This window comes from Chlamydia avium 10DC88 (assembly GCF_000583875.1).
In the GTDB taxonomy this organism is placed as follows: domain Bacteria; phylum Chlamydiota; class Chlamydiia; order Chlamydiales; family Chlamydiaceae; genus Chlamydia; species Chlamydia avium.
In genome coordinates, this window is the sequence record NZ_CP006571.1 from 62,650 (window position 1) to 80,298 (window position 17,649).

Here is a 17,649-nt window from a genome sequence, read left to right on the forward strand (position 1 = left end):
TTCTTATTTAGAAGCTTATTGTATTGGGATGAGTTTCTTGTATCTAAATCGAATCTTTATAATCTAGATAGAATTTATGACAACATATCCTGTTCCACAAAGTCCTCTTTTATTACGTGCTTTGCGTTTAATGAATGCCTTTTCAAAATCTGATGACGAGAGGGATTTTTATTTAGACCGTGTTGAAGGTTTTATTCTTTATATTGATTTAGATAAGAGTCAGGAAGATCTTGATAAGATTTATGAGGAGTTAGATGTTAATGCTGAGAGGTATTGTCTTATTCCTAAGTTGACGTTTTATGAAGTAAAGAAAATCATGGAAACCTTTATCAATGAGAAAATTTACGATATAGATACTAAGGAAAAATTTCTTGAGATTCTACAATCGAAAGATGCTCGTGAGCAATTTTTAGAGTTTATTTATGAACATGAGTCTGAGTTAGAAAAGTGGCAGCAGTTTTATCTGGAGCGTTCGCGAATTCGTATTATTGAGTGGCTACGTAATAATAAATTTCATTTTGTTTTTGAAGAAGACTTAGATTTTAGTAAGCATATTTTGGAGCAATTGAAAATTCATCTTTTTGACAGTAAGGTGTCTAAGGAGTTAAGCCAGGCGCGACAATTGTTAATGAGTAAAGCTAAAATTTATTATTCAAATGAAGCCTTGAATCCTCGTCCGAAAAGGGGGCGTCCTCCGAAGCAATCAGCTAAAGTAGAGTCAGAAACAACAATATCTAGTGATATTTATACGAAAGTCCCTCCTGCTGCACGACGTTTTCTTTTCCTTCCGGAAATTACATCGGCATCATCAATAACATTTTCTGAGAAATTCGACACGGAAGAAGAGTTTCTAGCTAATCTTCGAGGATCAGGAAGAGGGGAGGATCAATTAAATCTTGCCAATCTATCAGAAAGGTTTGCTTCTCTCAAAGAACTGTCTGCTAAGTTGGGTTATGATTCTTTGTCTACTGGGGATTTCTTTGAGGACGATGATGAAGACAAAAAAGTTTCTGCGAAACCTAAATCTGCTAAACGTGGGCGTAAAAAGTCTTCTTGATATCAGGCCTTTATTTTTTTTCGAGGACCCAAATTGTTGCTGCTCCGCAAGTGAGTTTGCGTTTTTGAGTTATAGCGAACTTTGATTTTTTAAATAATTGCTCTAAATCCCGATCTTTAGGAAGTTGTACGATGCTTTGACTTAGATAGGTATAAGCATCCGTACTTGTGGAATAGTATTTTCCTAGTTTGGGAACGATATAGTTTAAGTAGAACCAGTGTCCTAGATATAGAGGATGTTTTCGTGAAGGCTGGGTAAGCTCTAATATTCCCAGGGATGCGTGTTTTTTTAGGACACGGTAGATTTCATTTAAGGCATGTTGTGGTTCAGGAAGGTTGCGTAGTCCATAAGCTAAGGAAGCTAGTACATGAGACTCTGAATTGAAAGGTAGTTGTGTAATATCGCTTTCTATGAAAGTAAATGGAGAGTTGGGATAACGCTTCTTAGCTTCGAGGAGCATGTTGGGGGAGAAGTCTACGAGAATGGCCCGTGCTTGAGGATAGTAACAGGTATATTGGTGGGCAACTTTTCCCGTACCAGAGCATAAATCAAGAATACATTCTGATTGTCCAAGCATTTTTGAGAAGATACGATTCCAGTAGTGGTGCATTCCTAGAGATAAGATGGTATTGATTTTATCGTATTTAGGGGCTAGGAAATTAAACATTTCTTGGATATTAGGTTTGTTCATAGATTTTACTATAGTATTCTCGGAATTTTTGGAGTCCTTCATGATCATCTTCTTTTAATCGGTAACGGCATAAGGAATAGTATTCTTGAATTAGTTTTCTAGGAAGTTTAGATTGTCGTTCTGCTCGAGCAAGGACTTCATTAGGAGAAGACTCATATTGATAGAGGGAGTGTTCGAAAGCATCTTGTACTATTTCTTTTTTTTGAAGAGTAGGGCAGAGGATAGTAGCAAAAACGAAAGGAAGGTGAGTAAGTTCATACCATCCTTGAGCTAAGTCATAAGTAGAAAATCCGGGGATATTGGGATGACGAAGTGCTTGATCTCCAATGAGTAGTAATCCGTCATAGTTACCAGGAGATGCCGTGATGAGAGTATTAGACGGGAGTCGTATGCTATTAGGGATTGGGGCATTCCATAGGTATTTACAAAGAATATGCAGGAGATGTATGGAGGACAGGCTTTCGTTAGTTACTCCGATGAGTGGTTTCCCCTTAGCGAAAAATTCTGGTGTTGCATAAAGATTGACGCTAAGGATTTTTTTGTATGCAGCTATGCCAAACTCGGGGAAAAAGTTCAGAGGATAAATAAAAGATCCTAGAGAGGATGCGAGTGCATAGTGTAATTTTTTCTCGAGCAGTTTGGGAATAAGATCAGCAGGAGGAGCAGTGTGGAGAAGGATATCGCTTCTTTTTGCTAATCCTAAAGAAAAAGGTAGAGCATTGATATAGCTTATGCATCCTATAGCTAGACGTTTGTTGAGTTTGTTAGACATGGTATACGTTTTTTCTGTTTGATGAGATGTTCCATACCAGCGATATCCATTTTTATTTTTTTTGAGAAGAAGCCATGGTGAACACTTTTTCTCCTAAATGAGTAGATGAGAAATCATTAGCTCCACAAGATAAGAGGTGGAGTGCTAGATCGATTCCTAAATAGTTCCATAGGGCCTTAATATTTTTAAAGTTGTCTAGGAATAACCTAGAGACGGCAATGATTGAAGCTGGAGGAATACGATGTGAGCGTCCCCATTTGGTTAAGCGCTTTCCTAAGGAATTATTTTCTGCTGCAAATTTCAGCATGACAAAGTTTTTAAAACCTCGAGTCTCATCTTGTAAATCTCGTAATTTTTGCATATGAGTAACGATATCTTCAGGACGTTCTTTGTGGTAACAAAGTAAGGTACTGTTGCTGGGGATTCCAAGTTGATGTGCTGTTCTATGGATTTCTAAGAATTCTTCAGAAGATAATCTTTGGGGAGCTAATTGCTTGCGTATTTCATCAACTAAGACTTCAAAGCCTCCTCCTGGAATAGAATCCAGTCCAGAATTTTTTAAAGTTAACAAGACATCTTTAACAGAAATATTATGCAAATCCGCTAAATAAGCATGTTCTATACCAGTGAGTGCTTTAATGTGGATATGGGGGAAATCTTTTTTTATTTTTGTGAATAATTCTACGTAATAATCAAGATTACATTTAGGGAAGCACCCAGAAACAATATGAACTTCGGTAATAGTAGGGGCTTGATAAATTTTTTCTATTAGTTGATCTGGAGAATATAACCACCCTTTACTATCACCGGGCTTTGCATAGAAAGCACAGAATGTGCAATTAAAATCACAAAAATTTGTTGGATATAGATACAGGGTAGAAGAATAGTATACTACATCTCCTACATGTTTTTTTCTTATTTTATCTGCAAATGCCCATAACGAGCGTTGGTCATTATCGTCTTCTAACAGTAATAGGCGTAAGGCACTTTCTTGTGAGCACCGTTCACCTTGATCATAATCATAAAAAAATTGTTTTAACCAGGCATTTTTAGGGAGAATGCGTGTCGTCATGGTGGGGGGCCTTTGTTTTTGAATCGGCTTGTGTATATGTGTTTTGAGATGTTTTCTGACAACAGTCGGATTTCCCACATCCTTTAGATAGAGGTCTGCCTAATAAATAGGAACCTAGAAATATTACAATGGCGCTTACCCCTAATAATGCAGCTGCGCAGATAATTAAAAGAAAAAGACTCATGATTCCTCCTCAGTTAGTGTAGATCAATCCAAATAGGAGAGCTCCATGCCATAGATTGGTCTACTTGAGTTACTCTTAAATAGTAGAAAACAAAAGGTTGTTTTCCTTTTGGATCGGGAAGAGTTACTGTAGCTAGAGGTTCCATATCATCATACTCATAGTCAAAATTGTTACTTTGAGGATGGAAGGTTTTGAGAACTTCTCCATTACGAATAATTTCAACGGTTTTGATTTGTGTAGTTCCTGCTACATATCCGGAGATATGTCGGTTAACAGTAAGCCCTGGCTTTGTTACTGTTGATAGTTCTGATCCCATGGGGGCTGAAGTAATATCGAAGCTTAGAATGATTCGTGCTCCGGTTGTGGCATAGCAACGACGGTTGTACAATGCTTCAACCAGAGATTCACGATTGTACTTGTTACATATGATTGCTGTAAGTCCTGGTGTGTATTGGTATTGATTCTCATCGAACAAGTTTTTATATATTCCTCGATCATCAAGACCTCCTGCAACGAAGCCAAAACGCAGGTTATTTCTGAGTGCTTGTATTAAGGTTCCTGAAGCTGTTTCGGAAACGGCTCCCTTAATAGGGAAAGGATTTCCTTCTTTTTCGGTTCTTTCTGAGCATCCCCATGCATTATAAATTTCTACAACACGTTCTAAATCTGGATGGAAATTTTGAAAATTACATTCATAAGTTTTTGCTGCTGTGAAGCAAGGGATAGAAATGATTTCGTGGGGAGATACGCTTTTATATAACTTGGATAGAGAAGGGATTTTACAATCTTTATGTTTCGATCCTGACTTGTTTTCTTTCACATAAAGGATATGTCGGACTCCTTCACTGGGATCTTCTCCCCAATATTGTAATCCTGGTAAAGTTACGAAACGATCTTCTTCATTAAAATCAGTAATTGCTTGTGTGATCATTTTCCAGAGATCGGTATTTAGTCCTTCCTGATTTTCAAAAGAGGATGAAGCATAAAAATTGAGCGCACAATCATCTCTGAAATGGCGTAGACAAGCTTCGATATTTTCTTCAGAATCTACACGTTCTGATTCCCCATGGAGTAGGCCCCACATGAGGTTAGGCGCAGTTTCTGAGAAGCATTTAATAGGAGACGAAACAAAAATTTCTTTTGTGAGTAGATTTTTTAGTTGGATTCTATAAATGCCTGGTTCATTGAAGTATAGGTTGGGTAGGATGACAAATCCTGTTTCTGGGATGAATAACTGCCAATTGAGATTTTCTCGTAGATGTTCATAAGAGAGTTCTATACGTGTATTTTCAGGAGAAAAATTGGTTAAATTATTGAATTCATCTTCAAAACGTATAGTGATATCGAAGCGTTTATTTTTAATGACGTAGGAAGGGGTAAAGATTTGGATATGTTTTAAAATATTTCCTCTGATATCCATAGAGAAGATATCGGGTTCATCATAATTGCCTTTCCCTGTAGGGTCTACGTAAAGATAAAAGAGCTTACGACGCTGAGTGAATAGTTGAGCTCCGTTACCATTTTCATCTAATTGTGGATATTCAGGCGAAGGTCCAAGAACGATAGCTAGGGTTTCTCCTGCTTCTAGTTCATAGGGTAGGGTAAATTCATATTGTGGTGTTTGGCTTTTTGGTAGGGAAACGGGGACGGCTTCTAGAATATCGCCTTTGTGTGTTTCTAAGTAAATCGTATTTTTGGGTTGTTTGAGGTTAACAGAAGGAGCTTCCCAATCAATTGGCCTGCCCTGACTTCCTAAGTCAAACTTGAGTTTTGTTTTTTTTGGTAGGTCATCTACAGGGGAATAAAGAAATTTCCACGTAGATATTTGTCCCGCTCTAGCTACGGAAGGATTAATACAACAAACAGATCTGCGCATAATAACATAGCGAATTGAAGTCAATCAAAAGCAGACTATACACTAGAAAGAGGTTTTTCTCAATCTTCGTCTTTAGATAGTGTTTGTAATGCTTCTTGTACACTATCAAACATTTTAAAATAGGAGAGGAATCCTGTGACATATAGAGTTTGTTCTATTGTTTTTGGAACTGAGGTGAGAACAATTTTCCCAGAGTTTTTCCCTACTTGATGATAGCTTTGTAGTAGCATACGAATTCCTGCACTAGACATGTAATCTAAGTTTGTGCAGTTGATGACGATGTTTTTTGTTCCTTTGGATAGAGATTGTGAGATGCTTTCCTGTACTTCTGGAGAGAAGATCCCATCGAGTTTTCCCTGAAGATGAAAGACAGTCGTGGTTCCGTGTTCTTCTTTTTGAATGTTATTCATTATCGTTACTTCTCCGGACTTATAGTCGTTATTTAAGACCTAACTCTCGTAAATCTTTTGGTTTTTTGCAAAGGGATTTTTTATATTTTTAGGTATTCTCTTGTAGAATACAGTGAGTTAGTAAGATGAAGCTCTCTTTTTTCTTGGGGTGATTTTGAGTTTCCCAACACTACGTTCTGAGCAGGTAATGATTTCGATATCAAAATTCTCGTGATGAATTTTCATTCCTTTTTTAGGAACAGCTCCTACTTTATGGAATACGTGGCCTCCTAAAGTATCGTAGCTATTTTCATGATCGATTTTTAGGTTGAAATGTTCTTCAGCATCCGAGACATTCATGCGGCCATCTACGATCCATGAATTTCCTATTTTTTTATAGGGGAGATCTTCTTGTACATCATATTCATCAAAGATTTCACCAAAGATTTCTTCAATGATATCTTCCATGCTGACGATTCCTTCGGTAATACCATACTCGTTAACTACAATTGCGAGGTGGCGATGTTTTTGACGAAAATCTTGTAGGAGAGAAGAGACTTTTTTGATTTCTGGAGTATAGAGGGGAGGTTTAGCTACAGAGGCTATGGGTCGAGAAGACTGCATGGACAGAGAATCCATGGTGAGTAGATCTTTTACTAATAGAATTCCAGTAATATTATCGATATTTTTCTTGTATAAGGGAATACGACTATAGCCTTCTTCTATAATTGCGGGGACAGCGTTACGAATAGGGGTATCTTCTTGAAGAGCAAAAATGTCTACTTTAGGAATCATGATTTCTCGAACGATGAGTTTATCAAAGGATTGTAGACTGTGAGATAGTGGGTTCTTTATATGGGCTGTGTAGACTTTTGCAGAGGATTTTTTTTGTGGCATGCAGTGAAGGAGAAAACAAGGGATTTGCAGAAGATGTGCTAGTGTGCGTAAGGAGGAATGTATTTTCTTAGGTAGTTGAACTACATAAGGTAAGAGATTGTAAGCGAGTGGTGCTGCGAGTATATAGACAATCCAAAAGAGTATGGTGAATTTTTGTATTTGTGGTGTAGAGGTATGTATGATGGTGCCTAGGATACCGTAAATACAGAGCAATACGGCAGATAGGATTTGGGAGGGAATAGGGGAATGTACGAAAAAGTTCTTATGATTGCTTTCTGTAGTTTTGCATTCAAGAGATTTTTCTGCGGAGGATTTTTGAGAAAGAGTTAAGGAAAAGAGAAGAATAAGAACGCAGATTGCTAATAAATAATACAGCATTTTAATTTATTAAGAGAGCTTGTTTTTCTCTTAACATACATAAGGCTTGATTTTCTTTAACTCTCATTTTTTTACGTTCCTCAGGAGTTTGATCATCGTATCCTATCATATGTAATAGGGAGTGAATGATGTAGCGAGAGATTTCTTCATGTAATGCTTCGGGATCATTTGCACGATGTTTTAAAAAGCGTTGAGCAGCTTTTGGGCTGATAAAAGCTTCTCCTAGGATATGGGGGGTAGCTTGTGATTGTGGGGAATCAAGAGGTAAGGTAATTGTATCTGTTAGTGAGGGGTCTGCAAATACTTCATTGTGAAGATGAGCCAAATCCTCATCTTCTAAGAAATAAATAAATACCTGATCGGTGGTAATCCCCCAGTATTGTAGACAACAAATAACTAACTTTTTTACAGAACGCAAACAAATAGACACATCTTTTTGTCTATTATAAGCATAAACCTTTGTAAGAGATTTTTTCAAAGCTGTCATTTAATTATTTAACCACAGGAGTTTTTGGTAGGCCTGTGACTTTTTTTGCTGTAGCATCGTTCCATCGACCTAATTTGCGAAGAACTTCTATTCTTTCAAAACGCTTAAGAACATTTCTTTTGGTATCTCCTTTAATGGATTTACCGTAACTACGATGTCGAGACATAATTTTACTCTAGTAATTAACACTCATTTGGGGGATAAAAATGCTTTCACTATTTACAGCATTTTTGTGCTCTTTATAAGCAATTCTTGGAGCAGGCTTAGGATGAACAATAGCATAAATAGGTTTACGCTTTTTCGGACAAGCTGATCTCCTTCGGGCTTGTTTACTTAGACGTGTCATAAGATAACCCAATATTTAATTTTTTAATTCTCCAGTAAGTTTAAAAAGCTGGAAAATCTTTCAAAGAAAAGGATAAGAGAACAAGTGTTTTTTTTTCAATAGGTGAAGGAGTATTCTCTGATCTAAGGTTTACTGCCAAGGGTCTCGGTGATAGATGAGGAGGAAGTAGAAGAACTTGTGGTTAATACTCCACACGAGATCACGTATTTGAATGCGTCTTCGATTTTCATGTCTAGGAGAGTAATATCAGATTTTTTAAATAGTGTGAGAAACCCTGAAGTAGGATTAGGGGTTGTAGGTATGAAGACGGTAATCATAGGGTTTTCGGGATCATCAGAACTGATATAGGGGGCGTCTCCAGCAACTAGGCCTATGCAATGCACTTGTGGATTAGGGAAGGGGACAAGGACAACTTGTTTAAAGGAGCGAGACTGTGATCCGAAGATTGTTGTCATAACTTGTTGAGCAGCTTTATATACTGTTTTTATTATGGGAATGCGGTGGAGTATTTTATCGTAGATGGAGAGTAAGGATTTAAAGATCATTAGTCGAGCGAGGAATCCTAGAAGGACTGTTGCGAAGAATAGTCCGAAGAGCAGGATGATTTGCAGAACTATTTTTAATAAGGCTTTGTGTTTAGAGTAAAAGCTAATACGCTCAAAAAAATCTGAAACCAGTCCTACAAAAGGTTGGGTGAGGAAATTGATAATCATTCCGACAATAGCGAGGGTAATTGCTAAGGGTAGGAGGATGACTAGTCCTGTGATAAAATACTTTTTCATAAGCTGCTATTGTTTTTGATGGTTTTATAGAGATAGCTTCTGTGGAGTGCGGTTATTTCTCCTTTTAATTAGGGGAGCAATTATACTTCTCCATAAAAAGATGATCTACTTTAGGTTAAGGATGATATCTATTTCAATAAAAGCTTAAAATCTTTTTCATTCTAACATTTTTTTAAAATTTATAAAGTTTTTTCTAAGACAAGAAAGTTTTAATCTATTTTTCTAGATTTTGTAGGACAAATCTCCAAGGGAGATCTCGGTATTCTTGAGCATAATCAATTCCTATGCGGGGAGTTTGTAGGATAGTTCCTGTTATTTTTCTTTTGCTTATGTAAATTGATGGGGATGTAATCGAATGGGCATTATGGTTCAGAGTTAGGCTGAGTGCTTGGCATACTTTCCCTGGGCCATTAGTAAGAAGATGAAGGGGTTTATTTTTCCATTGTCTTCTTTGGATCATGATGTCAGTTCCTTCGTAGGGGAGAATTGCGCGAATCAGTATGGCGTGGGGGAGATTTTTTTCCCCTGTAACAATGTTAAACAGAGTATGTATTCCATAACAGCGGTAGAGGTAGGCAACACCTCCGGCACAATACATGGCTGCATTTCTCGGTGTTTTTTTGTAATTATAGGCGTGACATGCTTTGTCATCAGGGCCACGGTATGCTTCAGTTTCTGTAATGAATCCTGAAGTAGTTTCTCCTGCTATTTTAGTAACGAGAAGGTGGCCGAGGAGTTGCTTTGCTATGAATAGTACATCTTTGTTTAGGAAAAAACTTTTAGGGAGCATCACCTTGTTTTCTTTTTTTTGCGACTTTTTGTTTTATTTGTTGTGGGGACGGGTTCAGTACTTTTTGTTTTTGTGACTAACGACCAGGTAATTGTTTGTCTGAAGAGATCAACACTAGTCAGGCGTACGGAAATTTTCGCTCCTGGGCAGATCTTACTTGGGAGGTTTTCAGGAAGGGTTTTCTTTTTAATGACGTAGTTTTTGGGTAATTGTGCTGAGGGTATAAAACCTTCTTGGCAGAACTCAGGTACTGTGAATGAAATTCCTTCGGGGTTGGTTGTGATGATATATGCGGTGTAGGTAGTTTCTGGTTGTTCTTTTAAGAATTTATTTAGAAAACGTATTTTTTTTATGGTTTCGAAAGCTGATTCTGCTTTTGCTGTGATGCGTTCCTGTGTTGAGCAGGTTTTTACAATATGTTCTAAGCGTGTTTCTTCTATAGATAGGGAGTGGAAAAGTAACCGGTGGACAACGAGGTCAATGTAACGGCGAATTGGACTGGTGAAGTGGGTGTAGAAATCAAGTTTTAACCCGTAGTGACCTTTATTTTCTGTAGAGTAAGATGCAGTTTTCATGCTGCGTACAAATTGGGAGTGGAGAATAGCTTCTAAGGGATGTCCTGCGGAACTAGTTTGAAGAAGGTATTGATAATCCGGCTCTTGTGTTGGGGTCATTACGATATCAAATCCCATAGCTTTTGCCATTTCTTGAAAGGAGAGTAGGTTTTCGTCATTAGGGGATTCATGAATTCTGAATGGGAGAGAAACTCCTTGGTGTGAAATATGATAAGCGATTACTTCGTTAGCTTTTAACATGAACTCTTCTATGAGTTTATGAGCTAGTGTTTGTCGAGTTTCTATTAAAGCAACGGGTTCTTGGAGGTTGTCTAAGGACATAGTAAATGATGGTAATGTGAGGTGTATGCATCCGCGTTCTTCCCTTAGATCAGAAAATTTTTTACTTAATTTAGCCATTTCTTGGAGAGTTTTTGAAATCGGGTGGGTTTGTTTTTTTTGATGATCTCATTGACTTCGTCGTATGTCATGCGATACTTACTACGAATCACACTACGAAATATCTCGTAATTTGATAGATGTCCTGATTTAGTGAATGTCATGAATACTGAAACAGCGAGTCTATCTATATTAGGCTTTAGACTACAGAGGTTGTCAGAAAGAGCTGATGGCAGCATTGGGACTACTTTCCCTGGGAAATAAATAGAGTTGCATCGTTTGCTTGCTTCTTGGTCTAGGGCTGAGTGGGGAGTAACGTAATAAGAAACATCAGCAATATGTACGCCAAGGATATAGTTATCATTATTGTCATAGGTTAGGGAGACAGCATCGTCAAAATCTTTAGCAGTTGCAGAATCGATAGTAAAGCATAGGAGGTCACGAAGATCTTTTCTTGATCTTAAGGCTTGGCTAATGTGTTTTTGAGAGAAACGAGTGGTTTCTTCAATAACAGCTTCAGGGAAGTCTTCTTCGATACCATATTCTGCTTTTATGCATGGGAAATCTGATTTTGCATTAGAAATATTCCCAATAAACTCCAGCATTTTTAATGGGGCATTTGCTTTAGATTCAGTTTTTTTCTTCCATTCTGGAGTGCTGAGGAGTATGCGATCTCCAATTTTATATGAACGTTTGGGAAGGAGGGTAGCTTGTACGGGAGTATCAGGGCCTAAAGCATTGACGCAGACAAGAGCTGTTGTTGTATCGAGTAAAGAGGTGATAGTTCCTACCAGGGTGGTTTTCCCTCTAGATAGGACTTCGTGAATCACTCCTTTTCTTTTTTCTCCTTCTTTAGAATTTGGGAAAAGAGAAACAATGACATGGTCTCCATCTAGTGCTCCTTTGAGATCTCTTGCGGGGATAAAAATATCAAAGGGATATTCTTCGGGATGATCTGGGGAGACGAAGCCGAAACCTTTTTTGACATGAACGAATAGGGTTCCTGAAATTAGGATTTGTTTAGGATGTTTTTTAAAGGCTTTTTTCGGTCTTTTTTTTCTTAATTTTTTCACTAGCTACGCTCCATAAGCTGTAGTGTAGAATTTATACATTTACTTTGTCTTTAATTAGATGTTTTTAATGCAAAGATATTTTTTTATGAATAAAGAGTTAATAAGAAAATTCCCTATTTCTCATTGAGAAATAGGGAACCAAGGATAGGATTTTAGGATATTAATTGTTAGGTTTATCTACGATTTCTACATCGGCTTCTTCAATGTTGTCATTGTTGTTAGAAGATGTAGAGGTTCCTCCTGCAGGAGGTCTTGTACTGAAGCTATGTTTTTTCAAGTCTTCGGTATTGATGTTTGGTCCTCCTTGAGGATTTGCCGATGCTGATTGAGCTTGCATAGCTTCTCCGATTTTTTGCATATGTCGGCTGAGTTCTTCAGAAGCTGCTTTGATTTGTTCAATAGGGGCATCTTCTTTTAGAGCTGTACGCACTTTTTCTATACGTTCTTGAATTTCCTGAGTTAAGGATTCTGGGATTTTATCTTTATAGTCTGTTATTGCTTTTTCAGCTCTGAAGATCATACTATCGGCTTCATTTTTTACATCAGAAGCTTCTCGTCGTTTTTTATCTTCATCCTTGTGGATTTCAGCATCTCGGATCATTCTTTGAATTTCATCTTCTTTTAATCCTGAACTGGCTTCAATACGGATTTTTTGTTCACGACCACTTGCTGCATCTTTTGCAGATACATGAAGAATACCATTGGCATCAATATCAAAGGTGACTTCAATTTGTGGGTGGCCTCGAGGTGCCGGAGGAATATCAGTAAGATCGAATCTTCCGATTTCTTTGTTGTCTTTTGCCATTGGACGTTCTCCCTGTAGAACAACAATAGTTACTGCAGGTTGGTTGTCTGTCGCTGTGGAGAAAATTTGTTTTTTCTGTGTAGGTATGGTTGTGTTTCTCTCTACAAGAGGGGTCATAACTCCTCCAAGAGTTTCAATACCTAGGGATAAGGGAATAACATCTAGAAGTAGAACATCTTTGACTTCTCCACCAAGAACTCCACCTTGAATTGCTGCTCCGATAGCTACGACTTCATCGGGATTGACACTTTTGTTAGGTTCTTTTCCGAAAATTTCTTTTACAATTGCTTGAACAGCGGGCATTCTTGACATACCACCGACGAGTAAAACATCATCAATGTCACTTGCAGAAAGTTTTGCATCTTGTAAAGCTTTGATACATGGAGCTTTTGTGCGTTCGATGAGTTCAGCTGCAAGTTTTTCGAATTGTGCTCGTGTTAGTGTTAGAGCGAGATGTTTAGGCCCACTAGAGTCCATTGTAATGAAGGGCTGATTGATTTCAGTTGAGGACATACCGGAGAGCTCAATTTTTGCTTTTTCTGCGGCATCTTTAAGTCTTTGGAGTGCCATATTATCTTTACTGAGGTCAATGCCTTCTTGTTTTTGGAACTCTGAGATCATCCACTTCATGATGACATTGTCGAAATCATCTCCTCCAAGGTGAGTATCTCCGTTGGTGGATAAGACTTCGAAGACACCGTCTCCGATTTCTAAAATAGAGATATCGAAAGTTCCTCCTCCCAAATCGAACACTGCGATTTTTTTATCTCCTAATTTGTCGATTCCGTAAGCAAGAGCAGCTGCTGTGGGTTCAGGAATAATTCGTTTGACTTCTAGTCCAGCAATACGTCCTGCATCTTTTGTAGAAGCTCTTTGTGCATCATTAAAATATGCTGGTACAGTAATTACTGCTTCAGAAACAGTTTCTCCTAAGTAGGCTTCAGCAGTTTCTTTCATTTTAATAAGCACTTGTGCTCCAATTTCTTCTGGAGTGTAGAGGTGCCCATCGACGTCAAATACAGCGTCTCCTTGTTTTCCTGAAGTTACTTTATAAGGAACGGTTTTGATTTCAGACTCTACTTCTGAGTATTTTCTTCCGATGAAACGTTTTGTGGATGCTAATGTTCTTTCAGGATTGGTTATCGCCTGGCGTTTTGCAGGGATTCCTACTAATTTTTCGTTTCCTTTGAAGGCGACGATAGAAGGCGTTGTTCTTGTTCCTTCTGAGGATGTAATGACCTTGGCTTGTCCTCCTTCCATTACGGATACGCAGGAATTGGTTGTTCCTAGGTCAATACCAATAATTTTACTAGATTTTTTTTGTTCGCTCATGATGAATACCTATACTTAATTCTTTAGGGTTAAATTTTATTTTTCTATTTCCTCTGTGTTTTTAATAGAGGGGGCTTTGGCTACCTTAACTTTGGCCACTCGAATGGGTCGATCTTCAATTTTATAACCTTTTGCAAATTCTTCTATGATAGTTCCTTCAGGAATTTCAGTGGTTTCTTCTGTTTCTACTGCTTCATGTAGGAACGGATTGAATTTTTGGCCTAGGGAAGAATATTCAACAATTCCCTTGTCTTCAAAGACTTGTTTGAATTGTTGCAAAATCATGTTGAATCCTAGTGCCCAATTTTTAACTTCATCAGACATTTGTGAGGTAAATTCTAATGCCTTGCCCATGTTTTCCATAGGGACCAGAAAATCTAAAAGAGCATTTTCTACGGCATATTGCATCATTTCTTGACGCTCTTTTTGCATGCGTTTACGTGCATTTTCTGATTCAGCAAGGACCATTAAGTATTTATCATTTTTTTCTTTTAATTCCATTTTCAATGCTGCGATTTCTTGCTGCAGATCTTGGATTTCATTGTCAGATGTTGTAGAAGCGGATGGATTGTGCTCCTCATTGTTGCTTGAGGTGTCTGTCATGCTGTCTCCTTAGGGGGTAATAATTGGATAGAAGAATATCTTGCCAGTAATATGGGATCATTAGAGAGTTTGGGATCAGATGGACAAGGTCTTCTAAAAGATAATTTAAATTTATAAAAACTTTTCGTTAGGCTGGATTTGATCTTATCTGCAAATACTAATAGGGTGTTGTAGATTTCTTTGTAGGGAAGGTTCATGGGGCCAAGAACACCGAAGGCTCCTAGGGGAGTACGATTCATATAGTAAGGAGTGGTGATAACGGTACATTGGGGATTCGGTGTTCCGAAGATATTTGAGAGTTCGCTTCCTATAAATGCTGTGGGTCGATCTCTATGCATACCGATATCTAGAAGTTTGCTCATATGACGACGATTCTCAAAAAAGGATAGACCTAGAGCAAGCATATCAGGATCTTTGAAAGATTCATACTGAAGGAGTTTGGATAATCCTGTTTGATATAAATCTTCTTCACTGAAATTACAGTGGTGTGTTAGGTAGCGGATGACAATTTCGTTATATAGAATCATTCCCAAGCCTTCTTCTTTTTGAGAGATGGCTTCTGTGGGTAGTGGGAGCTTCTTAATATATTTTTGTAGGAAATCTTCGATTCGTTTTAAAGAAGTGGAGGTTATAGCTTCTGGTAGCCATAGGGTGTCGGTGAATACTTGTCCAAATTCTGTAGAGAGAATGACGACGACGCGTTGTTCATCGACTTGGGTGAGTTGGACGTTGGTTACTGCATCGTTTTCGAATCTTGGTGAGGAAAAACAAATGGGTAACTGGAGAGCTTCGCCTAATAGTTCGGAAGCTTTTTGGAGATCTTTGACAATATTACGACTTTCTTCGGGTAATTGGTTGAGTAGGTGAGTAATAGATTCAGGTAGTTCTTCTGGACAACAATTTGCACAGTGATCTACGTAGTAACGAAATGCTAAATCTGTGGGGATGCGTCCTCCTGAAATATGGTTTTTCTTTAAAAAGCCCTCTGCTTCTAATTTTGAGAAATAGTTGCGAATAGTTGCTGTACTTAAATTGGAACGCTCGTATTCTTTAAAAGTCTTTGACCCTACTGGTTGTCCTGTTTTCAGATATAATTCTGTCGCTGTTAAAAGTATGTAAAGGATCTTAGAATCTCGTTTAGATACCTGTGGTTTAGACATGGGCTTCTTCCAGATAATAAGTAATCTATACTGTACTAGTTATTCGCTGTTGATCATTATAGGGAAACTACCACCAGAGGTCAAGGTTATTTAGCACTCAAACTCAAAGAATGCTAACCAGTAGTTAAAAGGCAGGGCTAAGATTTTATTTAGGAAGATGAATTGAGAAGATGAGCTTTGCACCAATTCAAGAAATTCCTTGGTTCTAAAGAAAATTTTTGATGGGATCGAGATTCAATTTCTAAAATTCCCGAGTTGTGAAATGTTTTTCCTAAAATGAGTTTGTAGGGAATCCCAATAAGATCACTGTCTTTTAATTTAAAGCCAAGACGCTCATTACGATCATCTAATAGGGGAGAGTAACCGGAATGAAGCAATTGTTCATAGAGTTTTTCTGCTTCTTGTTTCGCAGGTAGGTCGCCCCCATTATAAAGAACAGAGATATCAAAAGGAGCAATGGCTCGAGGCCAAATAATTCCGCGATCATCAGCAAGTTGCTCTATGCACGCTGCTAGGGTTCTCCCTATCCCGATGCCGTAAGATCCCATCCAACAGATTTGTTTTTTCCCATACTCATCTTGAAATCCAACATCGAAACATTCAGTATATCGCGTTCCTAGATTAAAAATATGTGCAACCTCGACACCTGAGAAGATTTCATAGGGAGCATTTTGGTTTTCTGGGCAACCGTCTCCTGCTTCAGTAAGGAGAAAATCTGCGTATTGGGGTAGGGGAATATCCCGGAGCCAATTAACATTTTTGTAATGTTTATCCTTTACATTCCCAGCGCAAATAAAATTGGTCATTTTCCGTGTGGTTTCATCGCCATAGAAGGGAATGGGGCAATGTAGAGGGCCAACAAAACCTTTTTCAGTTCCTAGATGTTGTTGGATTTCTTCATCAGAAGCAAGGAAACATTCATCAGCATCAAAAATCGCACGTACTTTCGTTAGATTAACTTGACGATCTCCGCGTATCCCTACAGCAACGAAAGATTCTTTTCCTTGATGTAAGCATTTGAATACAAGTGTTTTCATGATTTTGTATGCAGGTAAGGAGAAAAAGTCTGTGAGTTGTTCAATAGTACGTATATTAGGAGTCTCTATCTCTTCCATGGGTAAAAGCGTTGTGTCATAGGTATATTGAGGGGGATGAGCTACGGCAGTTTCGATATTAGCTCCGTAGTTTCCACTTACACAAAGAGTATCCTCACCCAGAGAGCAAAGAACATGGAATTCTTCGGATTTTCCTTTACCAATTTTCCCCCCATCGGCTTCGACAATAATATATTTAAGTTCTAATCTATTGAAGATATTCTGATAAGCTTGTCTGATAAGAGCGTACTGCTCTTCCATTTGCTCTGGGGAATCCGAAAAGGTGTAGCTATCTTCCATGAGGAATTCTTTAGCACGCATTAAGCCAAACCGTGGACGGATTTCATCTCGGAATTTCGTAGTTATTTGATATAAATGGATGGGCAGTTGTTTTCTTCCTGATAGCCATTGAGAGACAAATAGGGAGATGATTTCTTCATGTGTGGGAGCGAGACAAAATTCTTTATCTTCTCTATCTACAAGAGTATAGAGAAGACCTTCAGAACGGAAAGCTTCCCAGCGTCCTGTTTGTTGCCAAAACTCTGCAGGATGGAGGATGGGGAGGACAAGTTCTTGTCCTCCAATAGCGTTGAGTTCTTCGCGAACAATATGCATCATTTTGCTCGCTACACGACAAAGTAGTGGTGTGTAAGTATAGATTCCTTTGGCAATTTTGAAAATATATCCCGCTTTTTCTAGAAGCTCATAAGAAAGAACTGTGGCTTCCTTATTTGTATTTTTTGAAGTCTTATAGAAAAGCTGGGAGGTTCTCATAGAGTGGCCATTTTATCAATCTTCGTAGTTTTGCTGAGGTCGTTACTAGGATTTTCTTTAACATTATGTAAAGAAAAATCATTGATTTCTTCTCAGGGGATCTATCCTAACATAGCGGGTTTTCTTGATCAATC

At 38.1% G+C, this 17,649-nt stretch carries 16 protein-coding genes and 2 pseudogenes; 1 reads left to right on the top strand and 17 read right to left on the bottom strand.

Annotated features, from left to right (window positions below):
• The first annotated feature begins 76 nt into the window (after positions 1–76).
• Positions 77–1,057: a UPF0158 family protein gene (locus RT28_RS00265; protein ID WP_020355928.1), complete on the top strand. Its 981-nt coding sequence runs from the start codon at positions 77–79 to the stop codon at positions 1,055–1,057.
• Positions 1,058–1,067: 10 nt separating this feature from the next.
• On the opposite strand, the gene ubiE is transcribed toward RT28_RS00265, so the two are convergent.
• From ubiE to RT28_RS00340, 17 genes and pseudogenes are all read right to left on the bottom strand, one after another.
• Positions 1,068–1,748 carry a bifunctional demethylmenaquinone methyltransferase/2-methoxy-6-polyprenyl-1,4-benzoquinol methylase UbiE gene (ubiE, locus tag RT28_RS00270; protein ID WP_038501243.1) on the bottom strand — a complete coding sequence of 227 codons (681 nt, stop codon included), beginning with the start codon at positions 1,746–1,748 and terminating at the stop codon, positions 1,068–1,070.
• Entirely contained in the window at positions 1,735–2,520 is a 786-nt protein-coding gene (locus tag RT28_RS00275) for a menaquinone biosynthesis protein (protein ID WP_038500009.1), read from the bottom strand. The genes ubiE and RT28_RS00275 overlap by 14 nt, the downstream gene beginning before the upstream one ends.
• Positions 2,493–3,592, bottom strand: a pseudogene (locus tag RT28_RS00280) (CofH family radical SAM protein). Before RT28_RS00280 ends, RT28_RS00275 begins: the two are co-directional and overlap by 28 nt.
• Positions 3,570–3,779 carry a hypothetical protein gene (locus RT28_RS00285; protein WP_174362031.1) on the bottom strand — a complete coding sequence of 70 codons (210 nt, stop codon included), beginning with the start codon at positions 3,777–3,779 and terminating at the stop codon, positions 3,570–3,572. The pseudogene RT28_RS00280 and the gene RT28_RS00285 overlap by 23 nt, the downstream one beginning before the upstream one ends.
• A gap of 10 nt (positions 3,780–3,789) precedes the next feature.
• On the bottom strand, positions 3,790–5,652 hold the full coding sequence (locus RT28_RS00290) for a CehA/McbA family metallohydrolase domain-containing protein (protein ID WP_038501245.1): 1,863 nt from the start codon (positions 5,650–5,652) through the stop codon (positions 3,790–3,792).
• Positions 5,653–5,711: 59 nt separating this feature from the next.
• Complete coding sequence (locus RT28_RS00295; protein WP_038500015.1) at positions 5,712–6,062, bottom strand: anti-sigma factor antagonist; 351 nt, start codon at positions 6,060–6,062, stop codon at positions 5,712–5,714.
• A gap of 117 nt (positions 6,063–6,179) precedes the next feature.
• Positions 6,180–7,316 (bottom strand): hemolysin family protein, encoded by a 1,137-nt coding sequence (locus RT28_RS00300; RefSeq protein ID WP_038500019.1) that lies wholly within the window; start codon positions 7,314–7,316, stop codon positions 6,180–6,182.
• Position 7,317: 1 nt separating this feature from the next.
• Positions 7,318–7,803, bottom strand: a complete 486-nt coding sequence (ybeY, locus tag RT28_RS00305) for an rRNA maturation RNase YbeY (protein WP_174362026.1) — start codon at positions 7,801–7,803, stop codon at positions 7,318–7,320.
• A 4-nt stretch (positions 7,804–7,807) separates the two neighbouring features.
• A complete protein-coding gene (locus RT28_RS04785; protein WP_020355937.1) occupies positions 7,808–7,969 on the bottom strand; it encodes a small basic protein in 162 nt (53 codons plus the stop codon).
• A gap of 9 nt (positions 7,970–7,978) precedes the next feature.
• On the bottom strand, positions 7,979–8,149 hold the full coding sequence (locus RT28_RS04875) for a hypothetical protein (RefSeq protein ID WP_166484580.1): 171 nt from the start codon (positions 8,147–8,149) through the stop codon (positions 7,979–7,981).
• A 122-nt stretch (positions 8,150–8,271) separates the two neighbouring features.
• Positions 8,272–8,931 (bottom strand): DUF502 domain-containing protein, encoded by a 660-nt coding sequence (locus RT28_RS00310; protein ID WP_038500021.1) that lies wholly within the window; start codon positions 8,929–8,931, stop codon positions 8,272–8,274.
• 214 nt (positions 8,932–9,145) lie between these two features.
• On the bottom strand, positions 9,146–9,721 hold the full coding sequence (locus RT28_RS00315; protein WP_038500024.1) for a DNA-3-methyladenine glycosylase: 576 nt from the start codon (positions 9,719–9,721) through the stop codon (positions 9,146–9,148).
• Positions 9,721–11,747: pseudogene (locus RT28_RS00320) on the bottom strand (ribonuclease R family protein). The gene RT28_RS00315 and the pseudogene RT28_RS00320 overlap by 1 nt, the downstream one beginning before the upstream one ends.
• Positions 11,748–11,907: 160 nt before the next feature.
• A complete protein-coding gene (gene dnaK, locus RT28_RS00325) occupies positions 11,908–13,884 on the bottom strand; it encodes a molecular chaperone DnaK (RefSeq protein WP_020355943.1) in 1,977 nt (658 codons plus the stop codon).
• A gap of 36 nt (positions 13,885–13,920) precedes the next feature.
• Positions 13,921–14,487 (bottom strand): nucleotide exchange factor GrpE, encoded by a 567-nt coding sequence (locus RT28_RS00330; RefSeq protein WP_020355945.1) that lies wholly within the window; start codon positions 14,485–14,487, stop codon positions 13,921–13,923.
• A complete protein-coding gene (gene hrcA, locus RT28_RS00335) occupies positions 14,484–15,647 on the bottom strand; it encodes a heat-inducible transcriptional repressor HrcA (RefSeq protein ID WP_038500029.1) in 1,164 nt (387 codons plus the stop codon). The genes RT28_RS00330 and hrcA overlap by 4 nt, the downstream gene beginning before the upstream one ends.
• A 149-nt stretch (positions 15,648–15,796) precedes the next feature.
• Positions 15,797–17,515 (bottom strand): proline--tRNA ligase, encoded by a 1,719-nt coding sequence (locus tag RT28_RS00340; protein ID WP_038500032.1) that lies wholly within the window; start codon positions 17,513–17,515, stop codon positions 15,797–15,799.
• Positions 17,516–17,649: the final 134 nt, after the last annotated feature.